Annotated in this window: 16 protein-coding genes and 2 pseudogenes; 7 read left to right on the forward strand and 11 right to left on the reverse strand. The window is 73.1% G+C overall.

Annotated elements, in window-relative coordinates; translation table 11 throughout:
• The 3 genes from V2W30_RS06065 to V2W30_RS06075 are packed head-to-tail and all read right to left on the reverse strand — an operon-like array spanning nucleotide 1 to nucleotide 2,536.
• Nucleotides 1-774, reverse strand: coding sequence for a hypothetical protein (locus V2W30_RS06065; RefSeq protein ID WP_338694257.1), 774 nt, complete (start codon nucleotides 772-774; stop codon nucleotides 1-3).
• The gene (locus tag V2W30_RS06070; RefSeq protein ID WP_338694259.1) at nucleotides 711-1,664 is read right to left on the reverse strand and encodes a hypothetical protein; all 954 of its coding nucleotides are present in this window, start codon (nucleotides 1,662-1,664) and stop codon (nucleotides 711-713) included. The genes V2W30_RS06065 and V2W30_RS06070 overlap by 64 nt, the downstream gene beginning before the upstream one ends.
• Nucleotides 1,661-2,536, reverse strand: a complete 876-nt coding sequence (locus V2W30_RS06075) for an SUKH-4 family immunity protein (RefSeq protein ID WP_338694260.1) — start codon at nucleotides 2,534-2,536, stop codon at nucleotides 1,661-1,663. The genes V2W30_RS06070 and V2W30_RS06075 overlap by 4 nt, the downstream gene beginning before the upstream one ends.
• Before the next feature lie 214 nt (nucleotides 2,537-2,750).
• Here V2W30_RS06075 and V2W30_RS06080 point away from each other — a divergent pair, with 214 nt between their 5' ends.
• The 5 genes and pseudogenes from V2W30_RS06080 to glpK all read left to right on the forward strand — a co-directional run bounded on the left by V2W30_RS06080 (nucleotide 2,751) and on the right by glpK (nucleotide 8,888).
• Nucleotides 2,751-3,209 (forward strand): Zn-ribbon domain-containing OB-fold protein, encoded by a 459-nt coding sequence (locus tag V2W30_RS06080; protein WP_338694261.1) that lies wholly within the window; start codon nucleotides 2,751-2,753, stop codon nucleotides 3,207-3,209.
• The gene (locus tag V2W30_RS06085; RefSeq protein ID WP_338694262.1) at nucleotides 3,206-4,396 is read left to right on the forward strand and encodes a lipid-transfer protein; all 1,191 of its coding nucleotides are present in this window, start codon (nucleotides 3,206-3,208) and stop codon (nucleotides 4,394-4,396) included. The genes V2W30_RS06080 and V2W30_RS06085 overlap by 4 nt, the downstream gene beginning before the upstream one ends.
• 121 nt (nucleotides 4,397-4,517) lie before the next feature.
• Nucleotides 4,518-6,166: pseudogene (locus V2W30_RS06090) on the forward strand (EAL domain-containing protein).
• A 366-nt stretch (nucleotides 6,167-6,532) separates the two neighbouring features.
• Entirely contained in the window at nucleotides 6,533-7,288 is a 756-nt protein-coding gene (locus tag V2W30_RS06095; RefSeq protein WP_338694264.1) for an MIP/aquaporin family protein, read from the forward strand.
• A gap of 82 nt (nucleotides 7,289-7,370) precedes the next feature.
• On the forward strand, nucleotides 7,371-8,888 hold the full coding sequence (gene glpK / locus V2W30_RS06100; protein WP_338694266.1) for a glycerol kinase GlpK: 1,518 nt from the start codon (nucleotides 7,371-7,373) through the stop codon (nucleotides 8,886-8,888).
• Between the two features lie 120 nt (nucleotides 8,889-9,008).
• On the opposite strand, the gene V2W30_RS06105 is transcribed toward glpK, so the two are convergent.
• From V2W30_RS06105 to V2W30_RS06120, 4 genes are read right to left on the reverse strand one after another with little or no spacing between them, the layout of a single operon-like run.
• Complete coding sequence (locus tag V2W30_RS06105) at nucleotides 9,009-9,614, reverse strand: GTP-binding protein (protein ID WP_338694268.1); 606 nt, start codon at nucleotides 9,612-9,614, stop codon at nucleotides 9,009-9,011.
• 53 nt (nucleotides 9,615-9,667) lie between these two features.
• The gene (locus V2W30_RS06110; RefSeq protein ID WP_338694270.1) at nucleotides 9,668-10,072 is read right to left on the reverse strand and encodes a DUF742 domain-containing protein; all 405 of its coding nucleotides are present in this window, start codon (nucleotides 10,070-10,072) and stop codon (nucleotides 9,668-9,670) included.
• 9 nt (nucleotides 10,073-10,081) lie between these two features.
• On the reverse strand, nucleotides 10,082-10,519 hold the full coding sequence (locus V2W30_RS06115; RefSeq protein ID WP_338694272.1) for a roadblock/LC7 domain-containing protein: 438 nt from the start codon (nucleotides 10,517-10,519) through the stop codon (nucleotides 10,082-10,084).
• Between the two features lie 12 nt (nucleotides 10,520-10,531).
• Entirely contained in the window at nucleotides 10,532-13,273 is a 2,742-nt protein-coding gene (locus V2W30_RS06120; protein WP_338694274.1) for a nitrate- and nitrite sensing domain-containing protein, read from the reverse strand.
• A 339-nt stretch (nucleotides 13,274-13,612) separates the two neighbouring features.
• Here V2W30_RS06120 and V2W30_RS06125 point away from each other — a divergent pair, with 339 nt between their 5' ends.
• Nucleotides 13,613-14,143: a hypothetical protein gene (locus V2W30_RS06125; RefSeq protein ID WP_425244493.1), complete on the forward strand. Its 531-nt coding sequence runs from the start codon at nucleotides 13,613-13,615 to the stop codon at nucleotides 14,141-14,143.
• Between the two features lie 234 nt (nucleotides 14,144-14,377).
• A complete protein-coding gene (locus V2W30_RS06130; protein WP_338694276.1) occupies nucleotides 14,378-14,500 on the forward strand; it encodes a hypothetical protein in 123 nt (40 codons plus the stop codon).
• On the opposite strand, the pseudogene V2W30_RS06135 reads toward V2W30_RS06130, so the two are convergent.
• The 4 genes and pseudogenes from V2W30_RS06135 to V2W30_RS06150 all read right to left on the reverse strand — a co-directional run bounded on the left by V2W30_RS06135 (nucleotide 14,497) and on the right by V2W30_RS06150 (nucleotide 22,392).
• Nucleotides 14,497-19,121 (reverse strand): annotated as a pseudogene (locus tag V2W30_RS06135) (hypothetical protein). The gene V2W30_RS06130 and the pseudogene V2W30_RS06135 overlap by 4 nt on opposite strands.
• 45 nt (nucleotides 19,122-19,166) lie before the next feature.
• On the reverse strand, nucleotides 19,167-20,009 hold the full coding sequence (locus V2W30_RS06140; RefSeq protein ID WP_338703503.1) for a hypothetical protein: 843 nt from the start codon (nucleotides 20,007-20,009) through the stop codon (nucleotides 19,167-19,169).
• Nucleotides 20,010-20,097: 88 nt separating this feature from the next.
• A complete protein-coding gene (locus tag V2W30_RS06145; RefSeq protein WP_338694277.1) occupies nucleotides 20,098-21,624 on the reverse strand; it encodes a hypothetical protein in 1,527 nt (508 codons plus the stop codon).
• 69 nt (nucleotides 21,625-21,693) lie between these two features.
• Entirely contained in the window at nucleotides 21,694-22,392 is a 699-nt protein-coding gene (locus tag V2W30_RS06150; RefSeq protein WP_338694278.1) for a GntR family transcriptional regulator, read from the reverse strand.
• Between the last annotated feature and the right edge of the window lie 127 nt (nucleotides 22,393-22,519).

Here is a 22,519-nt window from a genome sequence, read left to right on the forward strand (position 1 = left end):
TCACGCGGTGCTGAGGCAGACCAACGCTTCGTCCGTCCCCACGACCAGATGTCCGTCGGCCGTGAACGCCAGCGAGTGGACCCGCCCGCCGGGCCGGAAGTCGCGCGCCACGTCCATGTCCGGCATGTGGTGTTCGACGAGCCCGTCGGCCCACGCGCACGCCAGCACCGGCCCTGCTTCCGTGGCCGACACCGCCAGGGCCGTGACCGCGCAGGGGCGCGCCAGGGCCGGTTCGGGCAGCGGATCGGTCCGGGGCGCCCAGGCGCGTACGGTCCCGTCGGCGCCTCCGCTGTAGAGCAGCGGAACGGTCGCGCCGTCGTCCGAGATCGCCAGATCCAGCGCCGCCACGGCCGTCACCGGGCCCCGGTGCAGCGACGCCGTACGCGGGCCGCCTGCGGTCGCGTCGAAGGCGTGGACCGTGCCCGCCGCGTCGGCCACGACGATCGTCCGCCCGGCCGACGCCAGGGCGGTCGGCGCGATGCCCCGCACGTGGGCCTGCACCTCGTCCAGGAGTCGCTCCACGGGGTGCGGGCCGTCGTCCAGGAGGGCCAACAGCCCTGTGGGAGCGGCCGCAGCGGCCCCCTGACGTCTGTGGAGTCGGCCGTGTCCGTCGAGCACGGTCACCGTGCCGTCCTCGTGGGTGGTGAGCGACGCTATGAGCGGTATCGCCTCGGGCAGCCGTCCGAGCGGCGTGGCGTCCGCGCCGCTGATCAATCGGACGGTGCCCTGGTGATCAGCGGCCAGCAGCCGGTCCGCCGACGGGCCGCTGCCCATCGCCAGCGCGTGCGCCGGGCCCGGCCACGGGGGTGGATGTCGCCCCGTACGCGACGCCAGACGACCCGCCACGGGGCACCCTCGGCCAGGTCGGCGAGTGCTCGGGGCAGGCGCGGGTCGGCGTCGTCGCCGAGTGCCGCCAGGAGGACGACGGCTCTGTCCGGCACGCTCTGGTCGCGCGTGAGCGAAGCGCCCGCCCGCAGCCACGCGGCGCGCAGCCCGCCGTGGGCGTCCACGGACCGCTCGTACCGCGCGGTGACCGCCCAGGGGTCCGCGCCACAGATCGCGGCCGGATCGTCGAGATCGATGGCGAGCGGAGGCGCGTCCGGCTCCCGTGTGTGCGGCTGCCGCTCGGCGGCCCAGGCGGTGTAGCGCTCGCGCTCGACCCATTGCGGCTCGTCCAGGTCCATGGTCGCGGCCGGTACGGCGGACAGGGTCGTCGACGGACCGCCGCCGCTGCGCGCTTCGACGATCAACCGGACGTGGTCCAGACCGAGGAGCTCCAGGGCGAACTCGGCAAGCGCCCGCGGGTCTGCGGCCGCGTGCAGGTCAGGAAGCACGATCACGGTGCGCCGAGGATCGGCCGCCAGTCGGTCCACCAGCTCGTCCGGTGTGCGCGCGGCCACTCCCAGCTGGTCGGCCAGCATCCAGGCCGCCGCCGTCGCCGTGAGGCCCGCGAGCGGCACGATGCCGTGCACCCGGCGGCCGGCCGGCGTGCCCGGCCGGGTCCCATGGGCGATGAGCCAGGCCAGCAGGGTGGACTTCCCGGACGCCTCGGCGCCGGAGACGACACACAGGCGCGGCGCCTCGGGGTCCGCCAGCCACGACAGCAGCGCGGCCGCGGCCGGCTCGCGACCGGCGGCCGGGCGCCCCCATGCCTGCCGCGTCACGGACGCTCCGCCTGCTGTGCGCTGTACGTCATCAGCTCCTTGAGGCCCTCTTCGCGGGACTCGGCCGTCTCGCCGTAGTCGAAGCTGTGCGTGAACTCCGCGTGCGGGAAGAGGTTCTGGAGCCATACGGCGCAGTAGTGGCCCGGCATCATGCAGGGCTCCAGTTCGCAGTAGACGCGGCGCACCCGCGCGGGCGCCACGCCCTCGGCGGACAGGCGCGCCCACAGCAGCTCCTCCGGGTGGGCCTTGCCGGGGCCGGTGGCGTCCGTGGCGATCTGCTTCTCGCCGGCGTCGTTCACGTACTCGAAGGCGGCCGAGAACGGGAAGTTCAGGGTGTGGCGGACGTCGTCGAGCACGCGCGGCCACCAGCTCTCACGCTGGTCGAAGGCCTCCGGGTCGATCTGCCGCAGCTCGGCGTTCAGCTCTCTGAAGGCCGCCGCCGCGACGGGCAGGCTCGTGGACGCAGCCATCACGGGCAGGCGGCGGTCCAGGGCCGCCAGCGAGGAGGTGAACGCCTCCACGTCACTGCTGACGAACAGGTCCTCTTCAGGACGTGCGAGGAAGACGGCCAGGACCGCGCCGTCGGGACGCACGCACAGGTGGGCCAGACGATCCGTGCCGAGCCGGACCCAGTCGGCTCGTTCGCCCTCCATGACGAGCCCCCGGTGTCCGGTGAACATGCCGAGCGTGGGCCCCTCCGCCTCTTCGGCCGCCGTGAAGTAGGACGCCACGTGGAGCGGGACCCCCACCTCGCGCAACGCCCTGCGGCTCGTCTCGGGCAGGCCCGCCGCGTACGCGCCGGGCACATCGATCCGGCGCATGCCGTCTCGGCCGAAATGGGCGACGGACGGGTCCGGGGCGTGCTCGGACATCGGGCTCCCTTGTCACAGCTGCTGATGGTCGGCACAAACCCTAGTAGGCGGCACCGACAGGGCACGACCGGAACCACCCCCGTGGATCCCGGCCGCGCCCTACCGATAGACGGACGCACAGGACGCGCACATGGTTCTGCGGGACTCCTGACGCCGAACGGTTGCCCGTGGCACACTTCTGACGTTCCGTCAGATCTGCTGCCGGGGAGGCATTGTGGTGCGCACGCGTACACCGGTCGTCGCCGATTGGTTCGCCGGCGAGGGGGGCGACTTCCGGCTCCTGGGGACCCGTTGCACCGCCTGTTCGTCGGTCTTCTTCCCCCGCGAGGACGCGCTGTGCCGCAATCCCGGCTGTGCGGGCGGCGAACTCGTGGAGGTGCCGCTGTCGCGGCGCGGGCGCGTCTGGTCGTACACCGACGCCCGCTACCGGCCGCCGGAGCCGTACGTCACGGACCGGGAACTTCCGTGGCAGCCCTACACGTTGATCGCTGTGGAGCTCGCGGCGGAGCGACTCGTGGTGCTCGGTCAGGGAGCGCCCGGGGTCTCCGTGGTCGATCTGGAGGTCGGCATGGAGGTGGAGGTCGTCCCGGGGGTTCTGAACGAGGAGGGGGACGACGAGACCGGGACGGTCTGGACGACGTGGCACTGGCGGCCGACGGGGGTGGCGGCATGACGGGGGACGTGGCGGTACTGGGCGCGGGCATGCACCCGTGGGGCAAGTGGGGGCGCAGTTTCGTCGAGTACGGGACGGCCGCGGCGCGGGCCGCGCTCACCGACGCGGGGATCGACTGGCGTGACGTGGGGTCCGTGGTCGGCGCGGACACCGTGCGCGGCGGATACCCGGGGTATGTGGCCGGGGCGACGTTCGCCAAGGCGCTCGGCTGGCAGGGCGCCAGGATGGCCAGCGTGTACGCGGCATGCGCGTCGGGGGCCCAGGCTGTCAACACCGCGCGGGCGCAGATCCTCGCGGGTCTCGCCGACGTGGTGCTCGTGGTGGGCGCCGACGCCGCCCCCAAGGGGTTCTTCCGGCCCGCCGGAGGGGAGCGGGCCGATGACCCCGACTGGCTGCGGTTCCGTCTGCTCGGGGCGACGAATCCGACCTACTTCGGGCTCTACGCCCGCCGCCGGATGGCGCTGTACGGCGACACCCTGGAGGACTTCGCGCAGGTCAAGGTGAAGAACGCCGCCTGCGGAGCGCTGAATCCGCTCGCGCGCTACCGCAAGCGGGTGACAGCCGAGGAGGTCGCCGGATCCGCCGTCGTGGCCGATCCGTTGCGGCTGCTCGACATCTGCGCGACCTCCGACGGGGGCGCTGCGCTGGTGCTGTCCAGCATGGAGTTCGCGCGGCGGCACGGGGCGGCGGACCCCGTACGCGTACGCGCCGTCTCGACGGTCACGCCCACGTATCCGAACACGGTGCTCGACCTACCGGACATCGCCACCGACTCGGCCGCGGGGGTCGAGCCCGAGGGGCCGGGGTTCCGCGCGTCCATCACGCGCGCCGCGTACGAGGAGGCCGGGATCGGGCCCGACGAGCTGTCGCTCGCCGAGGTCTACGACCTGTCGACCGCCCTTGAGTTGCAGTGGTACGAGGACCTGGGTCTGTGCGGCGCCGGAGAGGGGGCCAAGCTGCTGCGGGAGGGTGCGACCGCTCCCGGCGGCCGCATACCGGTGAACGCCAGTGGGGGGCTCGCCTCCTTCGGGGAGGCGGTGCCCGCACAGGCCATCGCGCAGGTCTGCGAGCTGACCTGGCAGTTGCGGGGCACGGCGGGCGCGCGGCAGGTGGCGGGGGCCAGGGTCGGGATCACCGCCAACCAAGGCCTGTTCGGGCACGGTTCGGCCGTCGTCGCCGTACGCTGACCGGCTGGTACGCACGGCGGCCGACCCGCCTCGGCGCGCGCTGAGCGAGCCGCTGGGAATGCTGCGTGAACAGCGCATGAACTGGGCCTGGAGGTGCTCCTGGGGCGCCCATCATGCTCCCGTGCGCTCCTGGACGGACACTCTCCGCTTCGCCTTCCAGCCCGTGGTCAATCTGACGACGGGGACCGTGGCGGCGCTGGAGATACTGGCCCGCCCGGAGGCCGGCGACGTCCTGGCGCGGGCCCACCGGGACCCCGAACTCGACGGTCGGCTCGCGGCGTCGGCGATCCGCGACGCGGCACGCCGGGAGACGCTGCTGCCGCTGCACGTGAACGTGTTCGCGGGCACCCTCGCCGACCTCGGCGGCCTCCCTCCGCTGCGGGAAGCGGTGCGTGCGGTGGGGCGCCTGCCGTGGGAGATCACGGTGGACATCTGCCCGCCGTACACGCACGTGCCGCACCGGGCCCTCCTGGAGGGGGTGTCGGCGCTGCGCGGCGAGGGCTTCCGGATCTGCGCGGACGGCGTGGGCGACGGCGACGTACCGCTGCGGCTGCTCGACGACATGACGCCCGACCTGGTCAAGCTGGACGCGTCGCTGCTGGCGCGCACGGCCACGGTGCGCGCCATGCGGACGCTGTGCGAGGAACTCGGCGCGCTGCTGGCGGTCGAAGGGGTGGAGACGGAGCGGCAGTGCGCCGTGGCGCGGGACGCCGGGGCGCAGGTGGCACAGGGGAGCTGTTCGCGCCGCCGGCCCGGCTGCCCACGGTCGAGGTGTACGTGCCTCGACTGCCGATGGCCGGCGGCACGTCGCGGCCCGCCGGGCCCTCGGTGCGGGAGTTCGTGCGGCCCGCAGCGCTGCTGCCCGAGGCGGCCTCGGCGGAGCAGGTACGAATGCTGCTCACCGGCGCCCCCGAGGTGTCCGGGGTGCTGCTCGTGGACCGGGCCGGGGCGCCGGTGCGGTCGGTGCAGCGGGACCGGTTCCTGTTGTCGCTGTCCGCGCGGTACGGGCACGCGCTGTACGCGGACCGGCCGGCCGCCCGGCTCGGGGACCGGCCGCGCACGGTGGGGGTCACAGCGACGGCGTGGGAGGTGCTCGACGTGGTCGCGGACGGCGAGCACAGCCGCACCGCCGACGATGTCGCCGTGGTCGACGACGACGGGCGGTGCGTAGGGGTCGTACGCCTCGCCGATCTCGTACGGGCGCTGGCGGAGAGCCGGGTGGAGCAGGCCGCCCGGCTCAATCCGCTGACCCGGCTGCCGGGTTCGGACGCGGTGACCGGTGAGCTGGACCGGTGGGTGGCGCAGGGGCGGGGCTTCGCGCTGAGCTGGCTGGACATCGACGGGTTCAAGCAGGTCAACGACGGGGCCGGGTTCGCCGCCGGCGACGAGTTGATCCGCGCGGTGGGGCGGGCCCTGGCCCGCGCGGAGTCCGAGGCGGTGCGGGTCGCGCACATCGGTGGTGACGACTTCCTGGTCCTCGCCGATCCGGCGGGGTTCGGGCCGCTGGCCGCGGAGGTGCTCGACGCGCCGTGGTCGGCGGGCGGACGAGCGGTGACGCTGTCGCTCGCGACCGTGGTGTGCCCGCCGGGGAGCGTGCCGGACCATCGACGGGCCGCGGCGCACCTGGCGCCGCTCAAGAAGGCGGCGAAGGCTCTGGCAGGGGCGAGTTGGGTGTGCGGTCACGCGGGTCGTGACGGCTTCGAGGTGCGGCGCGGGGCGGCGGCGGCCGCCGCCGTCCCCACCCGGGGCGATGCGCCGAGCACCCCGTAGGACCGTCTCAAATACCGTGCGGCAAAGGGCAGTTCGCGCGGTGTTCGGGCCCGGTCAACCCGTGCGGTCCGCGACCTTGACGCTCCAGTAAGGCCGGTGAACACTTCCGGGTGTCAGTCGGCAGCGTCGCATGTCGGCCCACCGTCGTACGGGGTTCCTTCCTGCCCTTGAGGCGCTTCCTGTCCGGTTGTCGCAGGTCGGGGCCGCTCCCCCACGCACGATTCCGGCTGCGCGGGCTCGTCACGGAGCCGGACGGGGCGCGGGACCCCCTTGCCGTCAGCTGACGCAGCCAGAACCAGCCATGGAAAACGCACCCTGCACGGAGGACCGGGGCGTACTGCTCCGGGCGAGGGCCTAGGAGCCGCCATGAGCAACGGAGACATTTTCATCGGTGAGGTCATCGGCACCGGCATCCTGATCCTGTTCGGCGCGGGGGTCTGCGCCGCGGTCACTCTCAAACACTCCAAGGCGAGGGCCTCCGGGTGGATCGTCATCGCGTTCGGGTGGGGGTTCGCCGTGCTCGCCGGGGCCTACACCGCGGCCCCGCTCTCGGGCGGCCATCTCAACCCCGCCGTCACGATCGGCATCGCCGTGGACACCGGCAAGTGGGACAAGGTCTGGGTCTATCTGCTCGGGCAGATGGTCGGCGCGATGCTGGGCGCCGTCCTCGCGTACCTGGTGTACCTCGCGCAGTTCAACGCCAATGTGAGCTCCAGCGTGAAGTCGGCGGACGCCGTGGACGAGGACGGTCCGACGCCGACGCTCGGCATCTTCTCCACGATCCCCGAGATCCGTAACCCGGTCGCGAACCTGCTCACGGAGATCATCGCGACCATTGGTCTCGTCCTGCCCATCCTCGCGTTCGGCCTGACCAAGGGGCTCGGCGAATCCGGCACCCAGGTGCTGATCGTGGCGCTGCTGGTGGTCGGCATCGGTCTGTCGCTCGGTGGGCCGACGGGGTACGCCATCAACCCGGCGCGCGACCTGGGCCCGCGCATCGTCCACCAGTTCCTGCCCATCCCCAACAAGGGCACCTCCGACTGGGGTTACGCCCTCGTCCCGGTCGTCGGGCCGCTCATCGGCGGCGCGCTGGCGGGACTCATCTACAACGTGGCGTTCTGAAGCCCGGCTTCCGGACGCCCGCCTTCCGAAGCATTCTCGGCAGCCTCCACACGAACGACCGTCTTCTCACGAAGGGGTAGCCATGCCCGACACTTCCGTGAAGTACGTCGCCGCCATCGATCAGGGCACCACCTCGAGCCGCTGCATCATCTTCGACCAGAACGGCGCCATCGTCTCCGTCGACCAGCGCGAGCACCGCCAGATCTTCCCGAAGCCGGGCTGGGTCGAGCACGACGCCACCGAGATCTGGTCCAAGGTCCAGGCCGTGGTGGCCGGCGCGGTCGCCAAGGCCGGTCTGCGCGCGGACCAGCTCAGCGCCCTCGGTATCACCAACCAACGCGAGACGACGGTCCTGTGGGACCGGTCGACCGGCAAACCCGTGCACAACGCGATCGTCTGGCAGGACACGCGGACGTCGGGGCTCTGCAACGAACTGGGCGGAACCGACGGGCAGGACCGTTTCCGCGACCAGACGGGGCTGCCGCTCGCGAGCTACTTCTCCGGGCCGAAAGCGGCCTGGCTGCTCGACAACGTGCCGGGTCTGCGAGCCCGCGCGGAACGCGGCGAGATCGCCTTCGGCACGATCGACTCGTGGCTGATCTGGAACCTGACCGGCGGCACCGACGGCGGCGTCCACGTCACCGACGTCACCAACGCCGGGCGCACCATGCTGATGAACCTGGAGACCCTCCAGTGGGATCCGTCGATCCTGTCGGCGATGAACGTCCCGGAGGCGATCCTTCCGGAGATCCGCTCGTCGGCCGAGGTGTACGGCACCGCGGTCGGGCAGCTCTCGGGCGTGCCGGTGGCCTCCGCCCTCGGCGACCAGCACGCGGCCATCTTCGGGCAGGCCTGCTACGACGCGGGTACGGCGAAGAACACGTACGGCACCGGCAGCTTCCTGCTGCTCAACACCGGGAACCGGCCCGTGCCGTCGAAGAGCGGGCTGCTCACCACCCTCGGCTACAAGATCGGGTCCGAGGCGCCGGTGTACTGCCTCGAAGGGTCGATCGCGATCACCGGTGCCCTGGTGCAGTGGTTCCGCGACCAGCTCGGCATCATCAAGAACGCCGACGAGATCGAGACGCTGGCCGCGAGTGTGGACGACAACGGCGGCGCGTACATCGTGCCCGCGTTCTCGGGTCTGTTCGCGCCGTACTGGCGTTCCGACGCGCGCGGTGTCGTCACGGGTCTGACCCGGTACGTCACCAAGGCGCATCTGGCGCGGGCCGTCCTGGAGGCGACGAGCTGGCAGACCCGTGAGGTCGTCGACGCCATGTACCAGGACTCCGGGGTGCAGATCACGACCCTGAAGGTCGACGGTGGCATGACGAAGAACAACCTCCTGATGCAGCACCAGGCGGACGTCCTCGGCGTGCCCGTCGTCCGGCCCAAGGTCTCCGAGACGACGTGCCTGGGCGCGGCCTACGCGGCCGGGCTCGCGACGGGCGTGTGGAACGACCTGGACGAGCTGAAGGCGCACTGGCAGAAGGACGCCGAGTGGACGCCGGCCATGGACCCGCAGATCCGTGACCGGGAGTACCACAACTGGCGCAAGGCCGTGGAGAAGAGCTTCGGCTGGCACGAGGACGGCGCGTGAGCGCTCGGGGACCGTCCCCGGACGGTTCCCGGGAACAGTAGGGCACGCGCGCGTGGTGACGTTCTCGTCGCTACGCGCGCGTGGTCGTGTTCACGCGTGGTCGTGTTCAGAGGTACCGGTTCAGGTGGCCGCGGGCTGGCGGAGCCGCGCCGCGGTGGCCGCCGCGTGCTCGACGACGCCGATGAGGACGTCCTTCACGGAGTCCTTCTCCCGCGCGTCGCAGAGCACGACGGGGACGCCGGGGTCGAGGTCGAGGGCCTGGCGTACGGAGTCCGCGGGATATCGGGCGGCCCCCTCGAAGCAGTTGACGCCGACGACGAACGGGATGGAGCGCCGCTCGAAGTAGTCGACGGCGGCGAAGCAGTCCTCCAGGCGGCGGGTGTCGGCGAGGACGACCGCCCCCAGGGCGCCCGTCGCCAGCTCGTCCCACAGGAACCAGAAGCGGTCCTGTCCCGGGGTGCCGAAGAGGTACAGGACGAGGTCCTCGCGGACCGTGATCCGGCCGAAGTCCATGGCCACCGTGGTGGTGTGCTTGCCCTTGACGTGCCGCGTGTCGTCGACGGGGCGGCCCGCCTCGCTGAGCGGCTCCTCCGTCCGCAGGGGCCTGATCTCGCTGACCGCGCCGACGAGGGTCGTCTTGCCCACGCCGAAGCCGCCGGCCACGAGGATCTTGAGCGTGACGGGCTCGACGGGGGCCCTGCCGCGCTCGGAACGCCCGAAGATCATCGGTTGTCTCTCCTGCCTCACTGCGGTCGCTGTGTCGGGGGTGCTGGAGGGGTTCAGAGCGCTCTGAGGCCGTCGATCACATCGCGCAGAATGCTCTCGTCCGGCAGCTCGGCGGGCGGCACGGGACGGGTCACGTGGACCAGTTCGTCATCGACGAGATCGCCGATCAGGACGCGCACCACGCCGATGGGAAGGTCGAGTTCGGCGGCGAGTTCGGCCACCGACTGCGGGCTGTCGCCACACAGTTCGACGATGTCGACGTGCTCCGGCGACAGCGTCTGGTCGGCCACCGCCTCGGCGCCGCGGTGTTCCGCGACGACGACGGCGATGAGGTCGAGGCGATGCTGGGCCGCGCTGGTGGTGCGGCCGCGTGTCATGGCGTACGGACGGACGACCGGCCCGGCTTCGTCGTCGAACCAGTGGTGCGTCTCCTGCGTCCCCTCACCGTCTGCGCTCATCCCGATCCACTACCCTCCGGCGGGCAGATCCGTGCGCGGAGCCGTCCCCAGATGCACGCCGACCCGCTTGACCAGCAGAGTCATCTCGTAGGCGACGAGGCCGACATCGGAGTCCGCGTCGGACAGGACCGCGAGGCAACTGCCGTCGCCGGCCGCGGTGACGAACAGGAAGGCGTCGTCGAGCTCGACGACGGTCTGCCGGACGCCGCCCGCGTCGAAGTGGCGCCCGACGCCCTTGGCGAGGCTGTGGAATCCGGAGGCGACGGCGGCGAGATGTTCGCCGTCCTCACGACTGAGGTCCTTGGAGACCCCGGTCGGAAGTCCGTCCCCCGAGAGCACGATCGCCTTGCGGATGGCGGCGACCCGCTCGACCAGGTCGTCGAGGAGCCAGTTCAGCTCCCCCGAACCACCGTTCGTGGTGTGCGCGGTGGCCTTCGGTGCGGTCATCGACCGTCCCCCTCAGATGTTGTTCCTTGTGCTGTGCCGTCGGCGCGGTCGTCGCCCGCGGTGGTGTCCCGTTCGTTCTCTTCGCGGCCGCGCCGCCAGCCGCTCTGGAGCGAGGCCATGCGGCTGCGTACCTCGTCGGCGTCCCGCTCCACGGGCGGTGCGCCGACCGTCTCGTCCCTGGCCGTCGTGCGGTCGGCCCGCTGGTCGGGGCCGTCCTTCAACTGCGGGGCCAGGTTGGCCTGTCGTACGCGGCGGGGCAGGCCCCGGCGTCCGGCTGACCGGCGTCCGCCGGGGCGGCCGGTGCCGGGGCCCGGGTCGGCTCCGTGGCGCGGGAGCGCCGCCGGGGCAGGTCGGCGAGCGAGGTGGACGGGGTCTCGCCCCGGTTCTCCTCGTCGGCGCGGTCGCGGTGGTCCCCGGGTGCGAGGGCGCTCCGGGGCGGTCGCCCTCGCCGGGGCGGCTGTGTCCCACGGGCCGGCCGTGCGAGCTGACGAGCTTGGGGGCGCCCCGGCGCGGCAGCGGCACGAGGCCGCCCGGCTGCGCGTCGCGGGAGCCGGTGTGGCCGGGACCCGAGCCGTCCTCGTCGTCGGACGCCTGCTGGTGCTGTTCGCCGGAGGTACCGGCGACCGCACGGCGCGGCCGGAAGAGACCGCCGCGCTCGCTGTCCTCGTCGCCGAGCGCGCCGGGGAACTCCGTCATGTCCGAGGTGGTCAGCGGTGCCTCGAGCTCCACCGGGCCGTCGAGGACGGAGGCGGGGAGGCCCGGCAGCCCCTCCGAGGTGCTCAGGGTCGCGCCGCGACCGGCCGGCGCCGCACGGCGCGCGGGGTCGGGCCGGTCGAGACGGAAACCGGCGCCCTCGGTGTCGGGGGCGTCCGTGAGCAGCGTGTCCGGGATGAAGACGACGGCCGTGGTGCCGCCGTACGGGGACGGCTGGAGGGAGACGCGGACGTTCTGGCGCTGGGCGAGCCGGCTGACGACGAACAGGCCGAGCCGGTCGGTGTCGGAGAGTTCGAACTCGGGGGTCTCGGCGAGCCGCAGGTTGGCGTCGAGCAGAGCGTCGGGGGCCATGCCGAGACCGCGGTCGTGGATCTCCAGGGTGAAGCCGTTCGCGACGCGCTCGCCGAGGACCTGCACGGCGGTGTGCGGGGGCGAGAACACCGTGGCGTTCTCCAGGAGTTCGGCGACCAGGTGGGTGAGGTCGGCGACCGCGGGGCCCGTCACGGCGATGCGCGGCAGTCGGCGTACCTCGATGCGCTCGTAGTCCTCGACCTCGGCGACGGAGGCCCGGACGATGTCCATGAGCTGGACGGGCTTGCGCCACTGCCGGGACGGGGCGGCGCCGGAGAGGATGACCAGGCCCTCCGCGTGGCGGCGCATGCGCGTGGTCAGGTGGTCGAGGCGGAACAGGTCGGCGAGTTCGTCGGTGTCCTCGGTCCTGCGCTCCATGGTGTCGAGGAGCGTCAGCTGCTTGTGCAGCAGGACCTGGCTGCGGCGGGCGAGGTTCACGAAGACCTCGGAGACACCGCGCCGCAGCTCGGCCTGTTTCACGGCCGCTTCGACGGCGGACCGCTGGAGCGTGTTGAGGGCCTGGCCGACCTGCCCGATCTCGTCCTTGTCGTAGTCGAAGCGGGGTGCCTCGGTCTCGACGTCGACCTCTTCTCCGGCGGCGAGGCGGCGCATCACGCTCGGCAGGCGGACGCCGGACGACTCGTGGGCCTCCAGGCGCAGGCGGCGCAGGTCGCGGACGAGGCGGCTGCCGATGCGGAGCGACAGGAAGACGGAGAAGAGCAGGGCGAGCAGCCCGAGCACTCCGGCGATGCCGGCGAGGACGATCACCTTCACGGCGACCGGACGGGCCCGGAGCCGGTACCGGTCGGCGGCGTCGGTGTTGCGGTCGACGAGGTCGTCGAGGACGGCGGTGGACGCCTTGTCCCAGCGGCCGGCGGTGACGCCCTGCGGGGCGCCGGGCTCGCCGTCCACGAGGGCGTCCTCGGCCGTGCGCAGCGGGTTGGTGTCGGGGCCGCGCCAGTACCGTTCGTAGCGGGAACGCTCGTCGTCGGGGAGCAGCGCGAGGTTGGTGTCGTACAGGAGGCCGCGCTGGGCGACGAGGTCCGAGATCTGCCGCAGTTCCGGCTGGGTGAGGCGGCGGGCGACGAGCCCGGAGCCGACCAACGCGTCTTCCTGGGAAAGGAGTTCACGCGCCTTCAGGATGCCGACGAGGGCGCGGCCCTGGCGCTCCACCTTGGCGTCGTCGAGGGCGGTGAGGTCGAGCAGGAAGTCGTACGCGGGCGTGATGAGGTCGTTGTAGAACTCGAGCGCCTGGGCGCGGGTGACCGTGCCCTCGTCGATGTTGCGGCGCAGCGACTCGATTCCCTCGAAGCCTTCGACGACGGTGTCGAGGGTGCGGCGCGCGTCGTCGTCCAGGTCGTCGCGCAGGCCCGAGTCGCGGGCCTTCTCCTTGATCTTGCTCATCGCCTCGTCGGAGGCGCTGCGTCGGATCCGCAGCTTGGACTGGGCGTCGGAGGCCCGGGGGTCCGCGAGGTAGACCAACGTCTGGCGGCGCTCGTCCTGGAGCACCCGGCTGGTGTCGCTCAGGGGGTAGCCGATGGCGTCGGCGACCTGGCCTGCCGTGATCAGTTGGACGGCGGCGCGGCCCGTGATGACCGAGGCGAAGGCCCAGATCGCCGTCAGCGACAGCAACGGCACCAACAGCAACGCCACGATCTTCCGGCGGATGGACTTCCCGCGAAAGCGCATGGCCTCCCCCAGATCGGCCCCCGAGAGCCAGGGGCACACATGTGCGTCAACAAACGGCGCGAGCCTACTACTGAGACAGGAGCAACTCGAAGGCCTGTCCGGATGCTGTCCGGCTCAACACCATGACGGAGATCGTGAGTTGTCCGGGCATTGCGTGAGATTGCATCCCGGGATCGCGTCCGCTCGGGGCGATGTCCCTCAGCCGCCCGGACAGGACAGTTGGCCGGATTCCGATGTTCCTTGCGACCGTCCGGGACTCCGTATGGATAGTTGTCCGATTCCCGGCAGGTTCACCCGGCGGATCCGGGAATCTTCACGCGCTCCCGTTCGTCTCTCCTCATGGGACATGGGTGGACAGTGCACGGGCGCCGCGCAGGCGGCGTAAAGCAGAGCAAACCGGGCAGTCACTGTGGGGAGCCGGTGCGGGGGCATCGGCCGGGCGGCCCGGGAGTGGTGGGGAGTGGTGCGGTGATGGTCACGGCGGAGCGACGCGAATTGTGGGTCGAGGAACCGGCGAAGCGACGCCGCATGCCCGACCCGGTACGGACGGCGGCGGTACGGGCGGTGCTCATAGGCTCGCTGACCCTCATTCAGGGCATGGTCGCCGTGCTGTGCACCCTGGCCGATTCCTGGCTGGCGTTCCCCATGGTGCTCAGCAGCGTGGGCAGCACGGTGGTGGCGACCTGGAGCGTGCTCGACGTCTGGGTGACCCGGCAGGTGTGGAACCAGCGGAACGGCGTGGTGTCGGTCCCGGCCAGTACGGCCCGCCGACTGCGCAAGGAGCGCCGCCAGGCCCGCCGGGCGGCTCGTCGGCGCGCTCCCGAGAACATACGGGGTCGGGGCGGCGCCGGGCAGTTGACGCATTCCTGACGCGCTCGGCCGGGGAGCCGGACCCGGTGCCGGACCGGGCATCGGGCTGGGCACGTGGCGGCCGGACGGTGGCGACTCGGGCTCGACGTCGGGGCCCGTCTCCGTTCCTGCCTCGCCCTGCGCCTCGGCGCGGGCGAGTTCACCGGAGGTGCGCGCAAAACGGCGCGGCATGTCGAACGTGCGGGCCTACAAGAAGCAGGACCACACGTCGCCGGGCCCCGCGGTGGCTTCGCCGTGTACGAGCGCACCCCGTCGGCCACGTCGTCACGGGCGTACTGCTCGGGCGGCGTCCTGGTGCCGACCGAGCATCACCTCGGGACCTTCCATCACTGGCTGGTCCAGGAGCTCGACGCCTAACGGGCCGCGGGTTCGGGCCGCTTGAACATGCGCGTGGCCGTGATCTCGCCGTGCACCGTCTCCCCGTCCGGGTCCTGCTGCGGCAGTCCCGGCCGCAGGTGCTCCTCGACACTGATGTACTTCAGCCCCGCCCGCAGGTCCGCGTCGTTGCGCAGCCGGATCACCAGCGGGAACTCGGCGAGCGCCGTGGTGTCGAACAGGCCGGTGGTGTAGAGGAGCTGGACGCCGAGGGCGTCCGACACGGCCCGCTGGAGCTCCAGCAGGTACGTGGCGTTGGCGCGGCCGATCGGGTTGTCGAGGAACAGCGTGCCCGCGTGCCGGTGCTTGTCCCGGCCCCGGTCGTTGCTGCGCAGCGCGGCCATCGTGCAGTACAGGGCGATGGCCGCGGTGAGCAGCTGCCCGCCCGAGAACACGTCGCCCATCTGCCCGACGGGCACCCGCTCGGCGCGCAGCACCGCGTCCGGCTTGAGGATCTCGACGGCGATGCCCTTGGGTTCGAGGGCCGAGCCGACCCCGCGCAGCAGCAGGGACATGCCGTCGCGCCGCAGGTCGGAGTTCTTCTTCACGGCCGCGCGGGTCGCCTCGTCGATGACCTCGCCGAGCCGCTCGGTGAGCGTGGCCTGGTCGGGCTCCTCGAAGCGGATCCGCAGGAACTCCTGTCCTGACCACTCGCCGAGCCCTTCGGGCAGCCGGGAGAGGCGCTGGGCGGAGCGCAACGTGGCGAGCGACGACTCGACGAGCCCCCGCAGCCGGTCCACGATCGAGTCCCTGTTCCGCTCCAGCTGCGCCAACTCGTCGGTGAGGACGCGCAGTCGGGGCGCGAACGCGTCCGCCCACTTCTGCGCGTGCTCCGGCAGCGCGGACGCCGGCAGCTCCCTGATCTGCTGCCGCGCGGGCGTGCGCACCGCCTCGTACCGCGTCGAGTTCGCATGCCGTACGAGGATGTCGCTCGCCTCGCGGACCGCGGCCTCGGCGGCGGACAGGTCGGCGGAGCAGCCTCGCAGCGAGCGCCGCGCCTCGGCGGCGGCCGTGCGGGCCTCCTCCAGGGAGCCGGGGTAGGGCTCCTGCTCGTCCTGCTCCTCGGTGTCGGCGCTGTGGTCGCGCAACAGGTCGCGCAGGAGCGCCGCCGTCTCCTCGAAGCCGCCGGTGCCGTCCTCCGCGGCGCGGTGCGCGGCCAGGAGTTCGCCGTGCGCGGCGCGCGCGGTGCTCAACGCCTCGGTGCGCACGGCCAGTTCGGTGGTGGCGGTACGGAGCAGGGCCTGCGCGTGCTCGGTGTCGCGCGGGATCAGGTCCTCGGGCAGCTCGGTGTGCGCCTCGCCGTCCTCGGGCGCGAGCCGCTCGGTCTCGCCGCGCAGCCGGCCGAGCTGCTCGCTCGTCGCGGAGGCCCGGGTCTCCAGGAGCTGGACGTGCTCCTCGGCGCGGCCCGCGGCGGCCTGCCGGGACGGGCCGTCGGCGCCCTCGGGCGATTCGAGGAGGGCGGCGGCGCGGGTGCGGACCTTGTTGCTGAGCCGGTCGAGCTCGGCGAGCGCGGCACTCTCGTCGCTCTCGGCGCGGGCCTGCTCGGCCCGCAGGTCGGCGCCGACGCCGACCTTCTCGTAGACCTGCGAGGCCGCACGGTACGCCTCGCGCAGTGCGGGCAGCGACGCCTTCGGGGAGTCGCCCTCGGGTACGTCGTCGGGGGCGCCGGCGATCTCGGCGCGCTCGCCACGCAGCGTGCGGGCGGTGCGCCGGGCGTCGTCGGCGGAGCGCTGGGCGGCGCGGCGGTCCTCGTCGGCCGCGCGTGCGTGCTCCAGGCAGGACTGGGCGCGGGCCTCGGACTCGACGGCCTCGTCGGCGAGTTCGCGGACCTTGGCCTGCCAGGCGGACCGCTCGCGCAGCCGGTAGGCGAGCCCGGCCAGGGCGTCGGCGGCGCGGCGCGCCTTCTGGGCCGCTTCCTGGCGCTCGTCGCGGACGCGGGTCGCCTCGCTCGCGCTCTCGTCGGCCTCGGCGCGCACGGTGCGGGCCTCGGCGAGCTCGGCCTCGGCCTCCGCCGCGAACGTGCGGGCCTCGTCGGCCGCCGTCGCGAGTTCGGCGAGCCGTCCCGCCGGGCAGCCGGAGCGCCAGGAGGTGAGACGGGCGGACAGCTCGCGGTCCTTGGCGAGGCGCCCCGCGAGGGTGCGGATGTCCTCGTCGCGCCGGGCGGCCCGCGCGCGCAGCGCCTGCCGCTCCTCGTCGGCGGCGTGCTCGTCGTGCATGGCCGGGTTCGGCGGCACGAGGAAGACGTTCTCGTCCGAGGTGTTCTCGGCCGGGGTCGGGGCGAGCAGCGCGGCCGCGGTGCCGACGGCGACCGCGGACCGGGGCAGCAGGGCGGCCCCGGCGAGCGCCTCGCGGGCCCGTACGTGCGAGGCCGGGTCGGTGATGATGACGCCGTCGACCAGCTCGGGCCGGGCGGCGAGCACGCGCGCGTGGTCGGCCGGGTCGACGGACTGGGCGAGGTAGCGCCAGCCGGGCAGGGCCGGGATGCCGTGCTCGCCGAGGAACTCGACGGTGGCCAGTACGTCCGGGCCCGGCGGCAGGAGTCCGCCGTCGCCGAGGGCGCCGAGGATCCGGGAGTCGTCGGCGGCGGCGGTGCGCAGCTCGAAGAGCTGCCGCTCGGCGGAGGCGACCGAGTCGTCGAGGAACGTCTTGAGGTCGTCGGCGGCGCGGTCGAGGTCCTCGGGGGTGAGCGGACCGTCGGCGGCCTCGGCCCGCGCGCGGACGGCGCCGGGGAACCCGGCCTCCTGGGGGTGCCCGACCGGTCGTTCACCCCGAGGAGTTCGGCGAGGCGCTCCTCGCCCGCCAGGGACGCGGCCGCCCGCTCCTCCGCCCGGTACGCCTGCTCGGCGGCGCTCGCGGCGTCCGCGGCGCGGGCCGCGGTCAGCTCGGCGCGGGCCTCCACGGCGGCGGACTCGCGGGCGTGCTCGGCGGCGCGGCGCGCGGCCTCGCGGGCGGTGTCCCACGCGGCGACGGTGGTCTTCTCGGCGTCGGACGCGGCGAGCGCGGCGCGGGCCGGGTCGGCGTCGGGCGCGCTGTCGTCGAGCCAGCCGGCCCTGACGGCCTCGGCGGTCTCCTGCTCGACCTCGCTCAACCGCTGACGCAGGTGCCCGAGTTCACTGCGGGCGCGCTGCGCCTCGGTGGCGGCGGCGGTCGCGTCGCGGTGCGCGGTCTCGCCCGCCTCCTGGAGGACGGCGGAGCGCTCCTCCTCCTCGTTCGCGTGCGCCTCGGCCTTCTCGGCGGCGCCGTGCAGGGCGCGTACGAGATCGGACGCGGCCTTGGCGCGGGCGGCGAGGGCGGGGGCGGCGTCCCGCTCGGCCTCGCGGATGGCGACGGCCACGCGCGCGGAGCGGTCGGCCGCCGCGCGGTGGCGCAGCACGGCCTCGGCGGCCTGCCACGCGGAGAAGAGGGTGCGGGCGTCGGCCATCTCCCGCTTCTGCGCGGCGGCGGCCTTCTCGGCACCCGCGAGCGCCGACGAGGCGTGCCGGTAGGCGAGTTCGGCCGCGATCAGGGCGGTGCGCTCGCGCGCGGACTCGGCTTCGGTGACGGTGTGCGCGGCCGCGGTGACCTGCTGGGCGAGGTCTCCGGCGCGGCCCCGCTCGACGGCGGCCCGCGCGGTGAGGCGGCGGGCCAGGGTACGGGTGCGCCGCTCGGCCGCGGCGTGGATGTCGCGCGCGCGGGAGCGGGTGCCCGCGGCCTCGACGATGCGGGTCAGCAGATCCACCGAGCCGGCGGTGAAGTCACGCTCGGCGATGAGCTCGGAGCGTCGGCCCAGCTTGTTCCCGAACCCGCTGACCAGGTCGGCGAGGCCGTCCGTGTCACGGGTGTCGGTGACAGCGCGCAGCAGCAGGTCGGTGAAGTCGGAGTCCTTCTTCACGGCGAACAGGCCGGCGGCCTCGCCCTCGTCCGCGTTCATCTCGCGCTGGTAGCGGAAGAGTTCGGGGTCGAGGCCCAGGTCACCGAGGTGCTCGTTCCACCGGTCGTGGATCTCCTCCCAGTGCACCTCCAGGTGCGGGTACGCCTTGCCGGCCTCGGTGAGCGCGTCCCGGAAGCCCTTCATGGTGCGGCGCCGGCCCTGCGCGCCCGAGGCTCCCTCGACGACGGGCCGTACGGCGGTCGACTCGGCGACGGGCAGCGCGTCCAGGCTCATGCCGGGGCCGGGCCGGAAGGAGTACCAGGCCTCGGCGAACTTCCGCGGGTCGTTGGAGACCTGGCGCCCCCGCCACTCGCTGACCTTGCCGACGACGACGCACTCGCCGGTGAGCGTGTGCTGCCACTCCAGGGCGACGTGCCCGCAGTCGTCGGCCAGCAGGAACTTGCGCAGCACGCCGGAGCTGGCACCGCCGAGCGTGTTCCGGTGTCCCGGGAGCATGACCGAGAAGATCAGCTTGAGCAGGACCGACTTGCCGCCGCCGTTCTCCAGGAAGAGCACGCCGGCCGGCGCGGGGCGGCGCGGCGGTCCTACGGGCTCGTCCTCGAAGAACTCCGCCTGGGTGGGCGCGGGGTCGGGCACGGGCGCGCCGACGCCCCGCAGGTCGAGCACGGTGTCGGCGTAGCGCGCACCGGCGGGACCGATCGAGTAGAGGCGAATCCGGGACAGCTCGTACATGGCGGACTCTCGTGGTAGGTACGGAAGTTGAGGCGGTCGATGGGGTTACGAGTGGAACGGCAGGCCCGCGTCGGCGGCGAGCTCGGCCGCGTCCTCGTCCATCGGCGGCACAAGGCTCGCGGAACCGTCGGTCACCGGGACGACGCCGAGGTCGAGGAGCTCGCCCATCGCGGCGGTGCCGGCCATGTCGCGGACCTGCAACTGGTAGCGGGCGGTGGTGCGGTACGTGCCGCCCCCGTCGTCGCCGGTTCTCTGGAGGAATCCGGAGTCGGTGAGGAACGCGACGGCTTTGCCGATGATGCCGGTCGTCGAACTGGCCAGTCGGCGCGTGTCCTTGGTGGCGCCGGTGGAGCTGCGCCGCGCCCAGATCCGCCAGGCCGCTTCGAGGCCCGGGGCGTCGGTGGCCGGGTCGGTGTTCTCGCCGGTCTCCTCGGCGCGCTCCTCCAGCTTGCGGCAGGCCTGGCGGACGAACGCGTCCACGCCGTTGACACTGACGCGGCCGATGTAGCCGTCGTCGGCGAGGTCCTCGGGCCGCGGGAAGGCGAGCGCGGCGACGGCGAGGTGGGCCAGGCCGTGCAGGAAGCGGTCGGTGCCGTCGGCGGAGGTGCGGCGTGCGTAGTCGCCCATCCGGACGGCGAACACGGAGTCCTCGGCGGCGGTCACGGCCATCCCCGCGCGCGGGGAGACCTCCAGGACGACGAGGCCGAGCCCGGTGGCGACGGCGTCGGCGAGCCGGGCGAACGCAGGGTCGTCGCGGTAGCGGCGCAGCAGCTCGCCGTACTCCTGGTCGCGGGACGGCTGGAGCTTGGGCTGAAGACCGAAGGAGACGAGCCGCGCGGCGTCCGCGGCGTCGGCCGGGGTGACGGGCGCGGCGGCCTTGACCGCCACGGCGCCCGAGGCCTCGGGCTCGCCCCACTCGGCGGGCTCTTCGGGGTACTCGGTCACGGGCGGTGCTCCTTGATCATTTCCTGGTACGTCACGCGGCCTCCGTCCGGTCCGCGGCCATCCCGGCCGCGTCGAGCAGCGCGGTGCCCACGATGAGGTCGGCGCCGCCGAACTCCGGGTCGTCGAGCTCGGTGCCGTCGTCCACGGCGAACAGCAGTTTCTCCTCGCCCTGGCGGTACGCGGTGCCGACGGCCGGGCTCGCCGCGTGGACCGCCAGCAGGGCGACCAGGTACGGCAGTTCGGCGTCGCGCGCGCGGGCGTCGGCCAGCAGCCCGGACAGTCGGCGCGGCGCGTCCGCGGGCAGGTCGAGCAGTTCCATGGCGCTCGCGAGCTGCTCCTCGCTGAACCGGCTGTCGTCCGGGGTCGCGATCAGGTCGGGCTCGGGCATCTCGGCGCCCAGGTTCTCCCGCTCCTGCGGCGGCGTCAGCAGTATGTCGACCAGGTCCGTGACGCGGACGGAGACGGGGGTGCGCAGTCCGGTGCCGCGCGCGAAGAACGCGTCGGTCACCCGGACCGCGCTCTCCAGGGGCAGCGGCAGCAGCGGCGCCACGAGCTGGCCGTACAGGTCGAGGCCCGCGCGCGCGGAGGGCGTCGCGAACGCCTGCCGGTCCTGCTCGGCGCGGAACAGCGGCCCGGCTTCGAGCAGGCGCGACTGCAACTGCGTGTGGCGGCGGATGCAGTCCTTCACGATGTCGACGAGCTCGGCCGCGCGCCGCTTCTGCTCGGGGTCCTCGGACTCGTCCCGCGCCTTGCGGATGTTCGTCAGGATCGCGTTCTCGTGGCGGTAGCGGTCGGCCACGTGGTCGAGGGCCTCGGCGATCATGTCGGGCACGGCCCGCAGCCAGTCGACGGCGCGCACATTGCGCCGCGTCGCGTCCAGCGCCTTGCGCAGCGTCTCCGAGTACTGCACGGTCCGGTACCTGGCCTGCTCGGCGGCGAGCTGCGCGTCCGCGAGGCGGCCGCGGCTGATCAGCACCTCCAGCTTCACCTCGGCGGCGATCTGCGCGCTGGTGACGTCCGTGTCGAGAGCGCCCACCAGGACGTTGACCGCCTCGTCGGTGGTCCGGAGGTAGACGCTGCCCCCGTAGCCGGGGACTTCCTCGATCAGCTTGAAGTCGTAGTCACGGCGCACGTACGAGCCGTCGGTCGCGAAGGTGCCGTACACGGCACGGAAGCCGCGGTCCACACTGCCGACGTTGATCAGGTTCTCCAGGACCCAGCGGGCGACGCGCTCGTGCTCGGAGGCCGGCCGCTGCGGGGCCTGCGCGGCGATGCGCGGCACCAGGCGAGCCACTATCTGCTCGTGGTCGGCGCCCGTGTCGAAGTCCATGTTCAGCGTGACGAGGTCGATCGCGGAGAGCGCCACCTCGGCCATGCCGTACGTCGAGTACTCCCCCGCGAGGTTCGCCTTGCGGACGTCCAGATCGTGCAGCGGCGCGGTGCAGGCGAGCGCGCGGAGGCGCCGCGCGAGCCCTTCGTCGGCGGCCGGGCCCGGTGCGGGGCGCGGCCCCGCGCTGAGCTGGGGCGGAACGGATTCCGTGGTGGCAGGCGAAGTCACGGAGCACAGACTAGGCGCTGGGTCTGACAACGGTCGAAACGACGCAGATGCCCCTGGCCCCGCGGGCCGCTACGCGCTCTTCGGGACCCGCTGCCCGTACGCCTCGACGAGCCCGTCGCGGGAGTCGTCGAGATAGGCGGCGAGGAGTGTCTCGGCCTCGTCGCGCAGGCCCTTGCCGAGCGTCTCCACGATCCGGGCGTTGCGGGCGAGGTAGGGCTCGTGGAGTCGGCGCGGGTCGTCCACGACGTGGAAGGCGAGCCGCAGTTCGGCCAGGACCCCGCGCATCAGCTCGTCGGTGCGCTCGCTGCCGGCGAGGGCGACGAGCTCGCGGTGGAAGTGGATGTTGGCGGTGGAGACGCCCTGCCACTCCCGGGCCCTGGCCGCGCGCCGCCCCTCGGCGACGGCGGCGGCGAGGCCGTCGAGGGCGTACGGCGGATCTCCGAGCGAGCGGACGACCGCGCACTCGACCATGCGCCGGGTCCGGTAGATGTCCCGTACGTCCGCGACGCTCAGGACGCGGACGAAGACGCCCCGGTTGAGCCGGTGTTCGAGCAGCCGCTCGTGCGTGAGCAGCCGGAACGCCTCGCGCAGGGTGTTGCGGGAGACGCCGAGGGCGCCGCAGATGCTGTCCTCCGACAGGCGGGTGCCGGACGGGAAGAAGCCTTCCGCGATCCGGTTCCTGAGGATGTCCGCGACGCGCTCGGCGGTGCTGGTGCGTCCCAGCAGCTCGCGGTCGTCCGCGAGTGCGTGCAGTTCGTCCGTGGCCACGGACGAATTCAAGCGCAGATAAAAGAACGAGACAACATGAGTATGGAGGGATCGTTCAACGATGACGAGTCACGCCCACGTCCTTGCCCACGCCCTTTTTCCATTCGGCGTCCACTTTTCCGCGTCC

Origin of the sequence: Streptomyces sp. Q6 (assembly GCF_036967205.1) — a bacterium.
GTDB classification, from domain to species: domain Bacteria; phylum Actinomycetota; class Actinomycetes; order Streptomycetales; family Streptomycetaceae; genus Streptomyces; species Streptomyces citrinus.

Coding starts and splice junctions, on each gene's coding strand:
- V2W30_RS06105 (WP_338694268.1), bottom strand. CDS start 9,614: ATGATCTTCGGGCGTTCCGAGCGCGGCAGGGCCCCCGTCGAGCCCGTC.
- glpK (WP_338694266.1), top strand. CDS start 7,371: ATGCCCGACACTTCCGTGAAGTACGTCGCCGCCATCGATCAGGGCACC.
- V2W30_RS06125 (WP_425244493.1), top strand. CDS start 13,613: ATGGGACATGGGTGGACAGTGCACGGGCGCCGCGCAGGCGGCGTAAAG.
- V2W30_RS06110 (WP_338694270.1), bottom strand. CDS start 10,072: ATGAGCGCAGACGGTGAGGGGACGCAGGAGACGCACCACTGGTTCGAC.
- V2W30_RS06085 (WP_338694262.1), top strand. CDS start 3,206: ATGACGGGGGACGTGGCGGTACTGGGCGCGGGCATGCACCCGTGGGGC.
- V2W30_RS06065 (WP_338694257.1), bottom strand. CDS start 774: ATGGGCAGCGGCCCGTCGGCGGACCGGCTGCTGGCCGCTGATCACCAG.
- V2W30_RS06120 (WP_338694274.1), bottom strand. CDS start 13,273: ATGCGCTTTCGCGGGAAGTCCATCCGCCGGAAGATCGTGGCGTTGCTG.
- V2W30_RS06115 (WP_338694272.1), bottom strand. CDS start 10,519: ATGACCGCACCGAAGGCCACCGCGCACACCACGAACGGTGGTTCGGGG.
- V2W30_RS06095 (WP_338694264.1), top strand. CDS start 6,533: ATGAGCAACGGAGACATTTTCATCGGTGAGGTCATCGGCACCGGCATC.
- V2W30_RS06075 (WP_338694260.1), bottom strand. CDS start 2,536: ATGTCCGAGCACGCCCCGGACCCGTCCGTCGCCCATTTCGGCCGAGAC.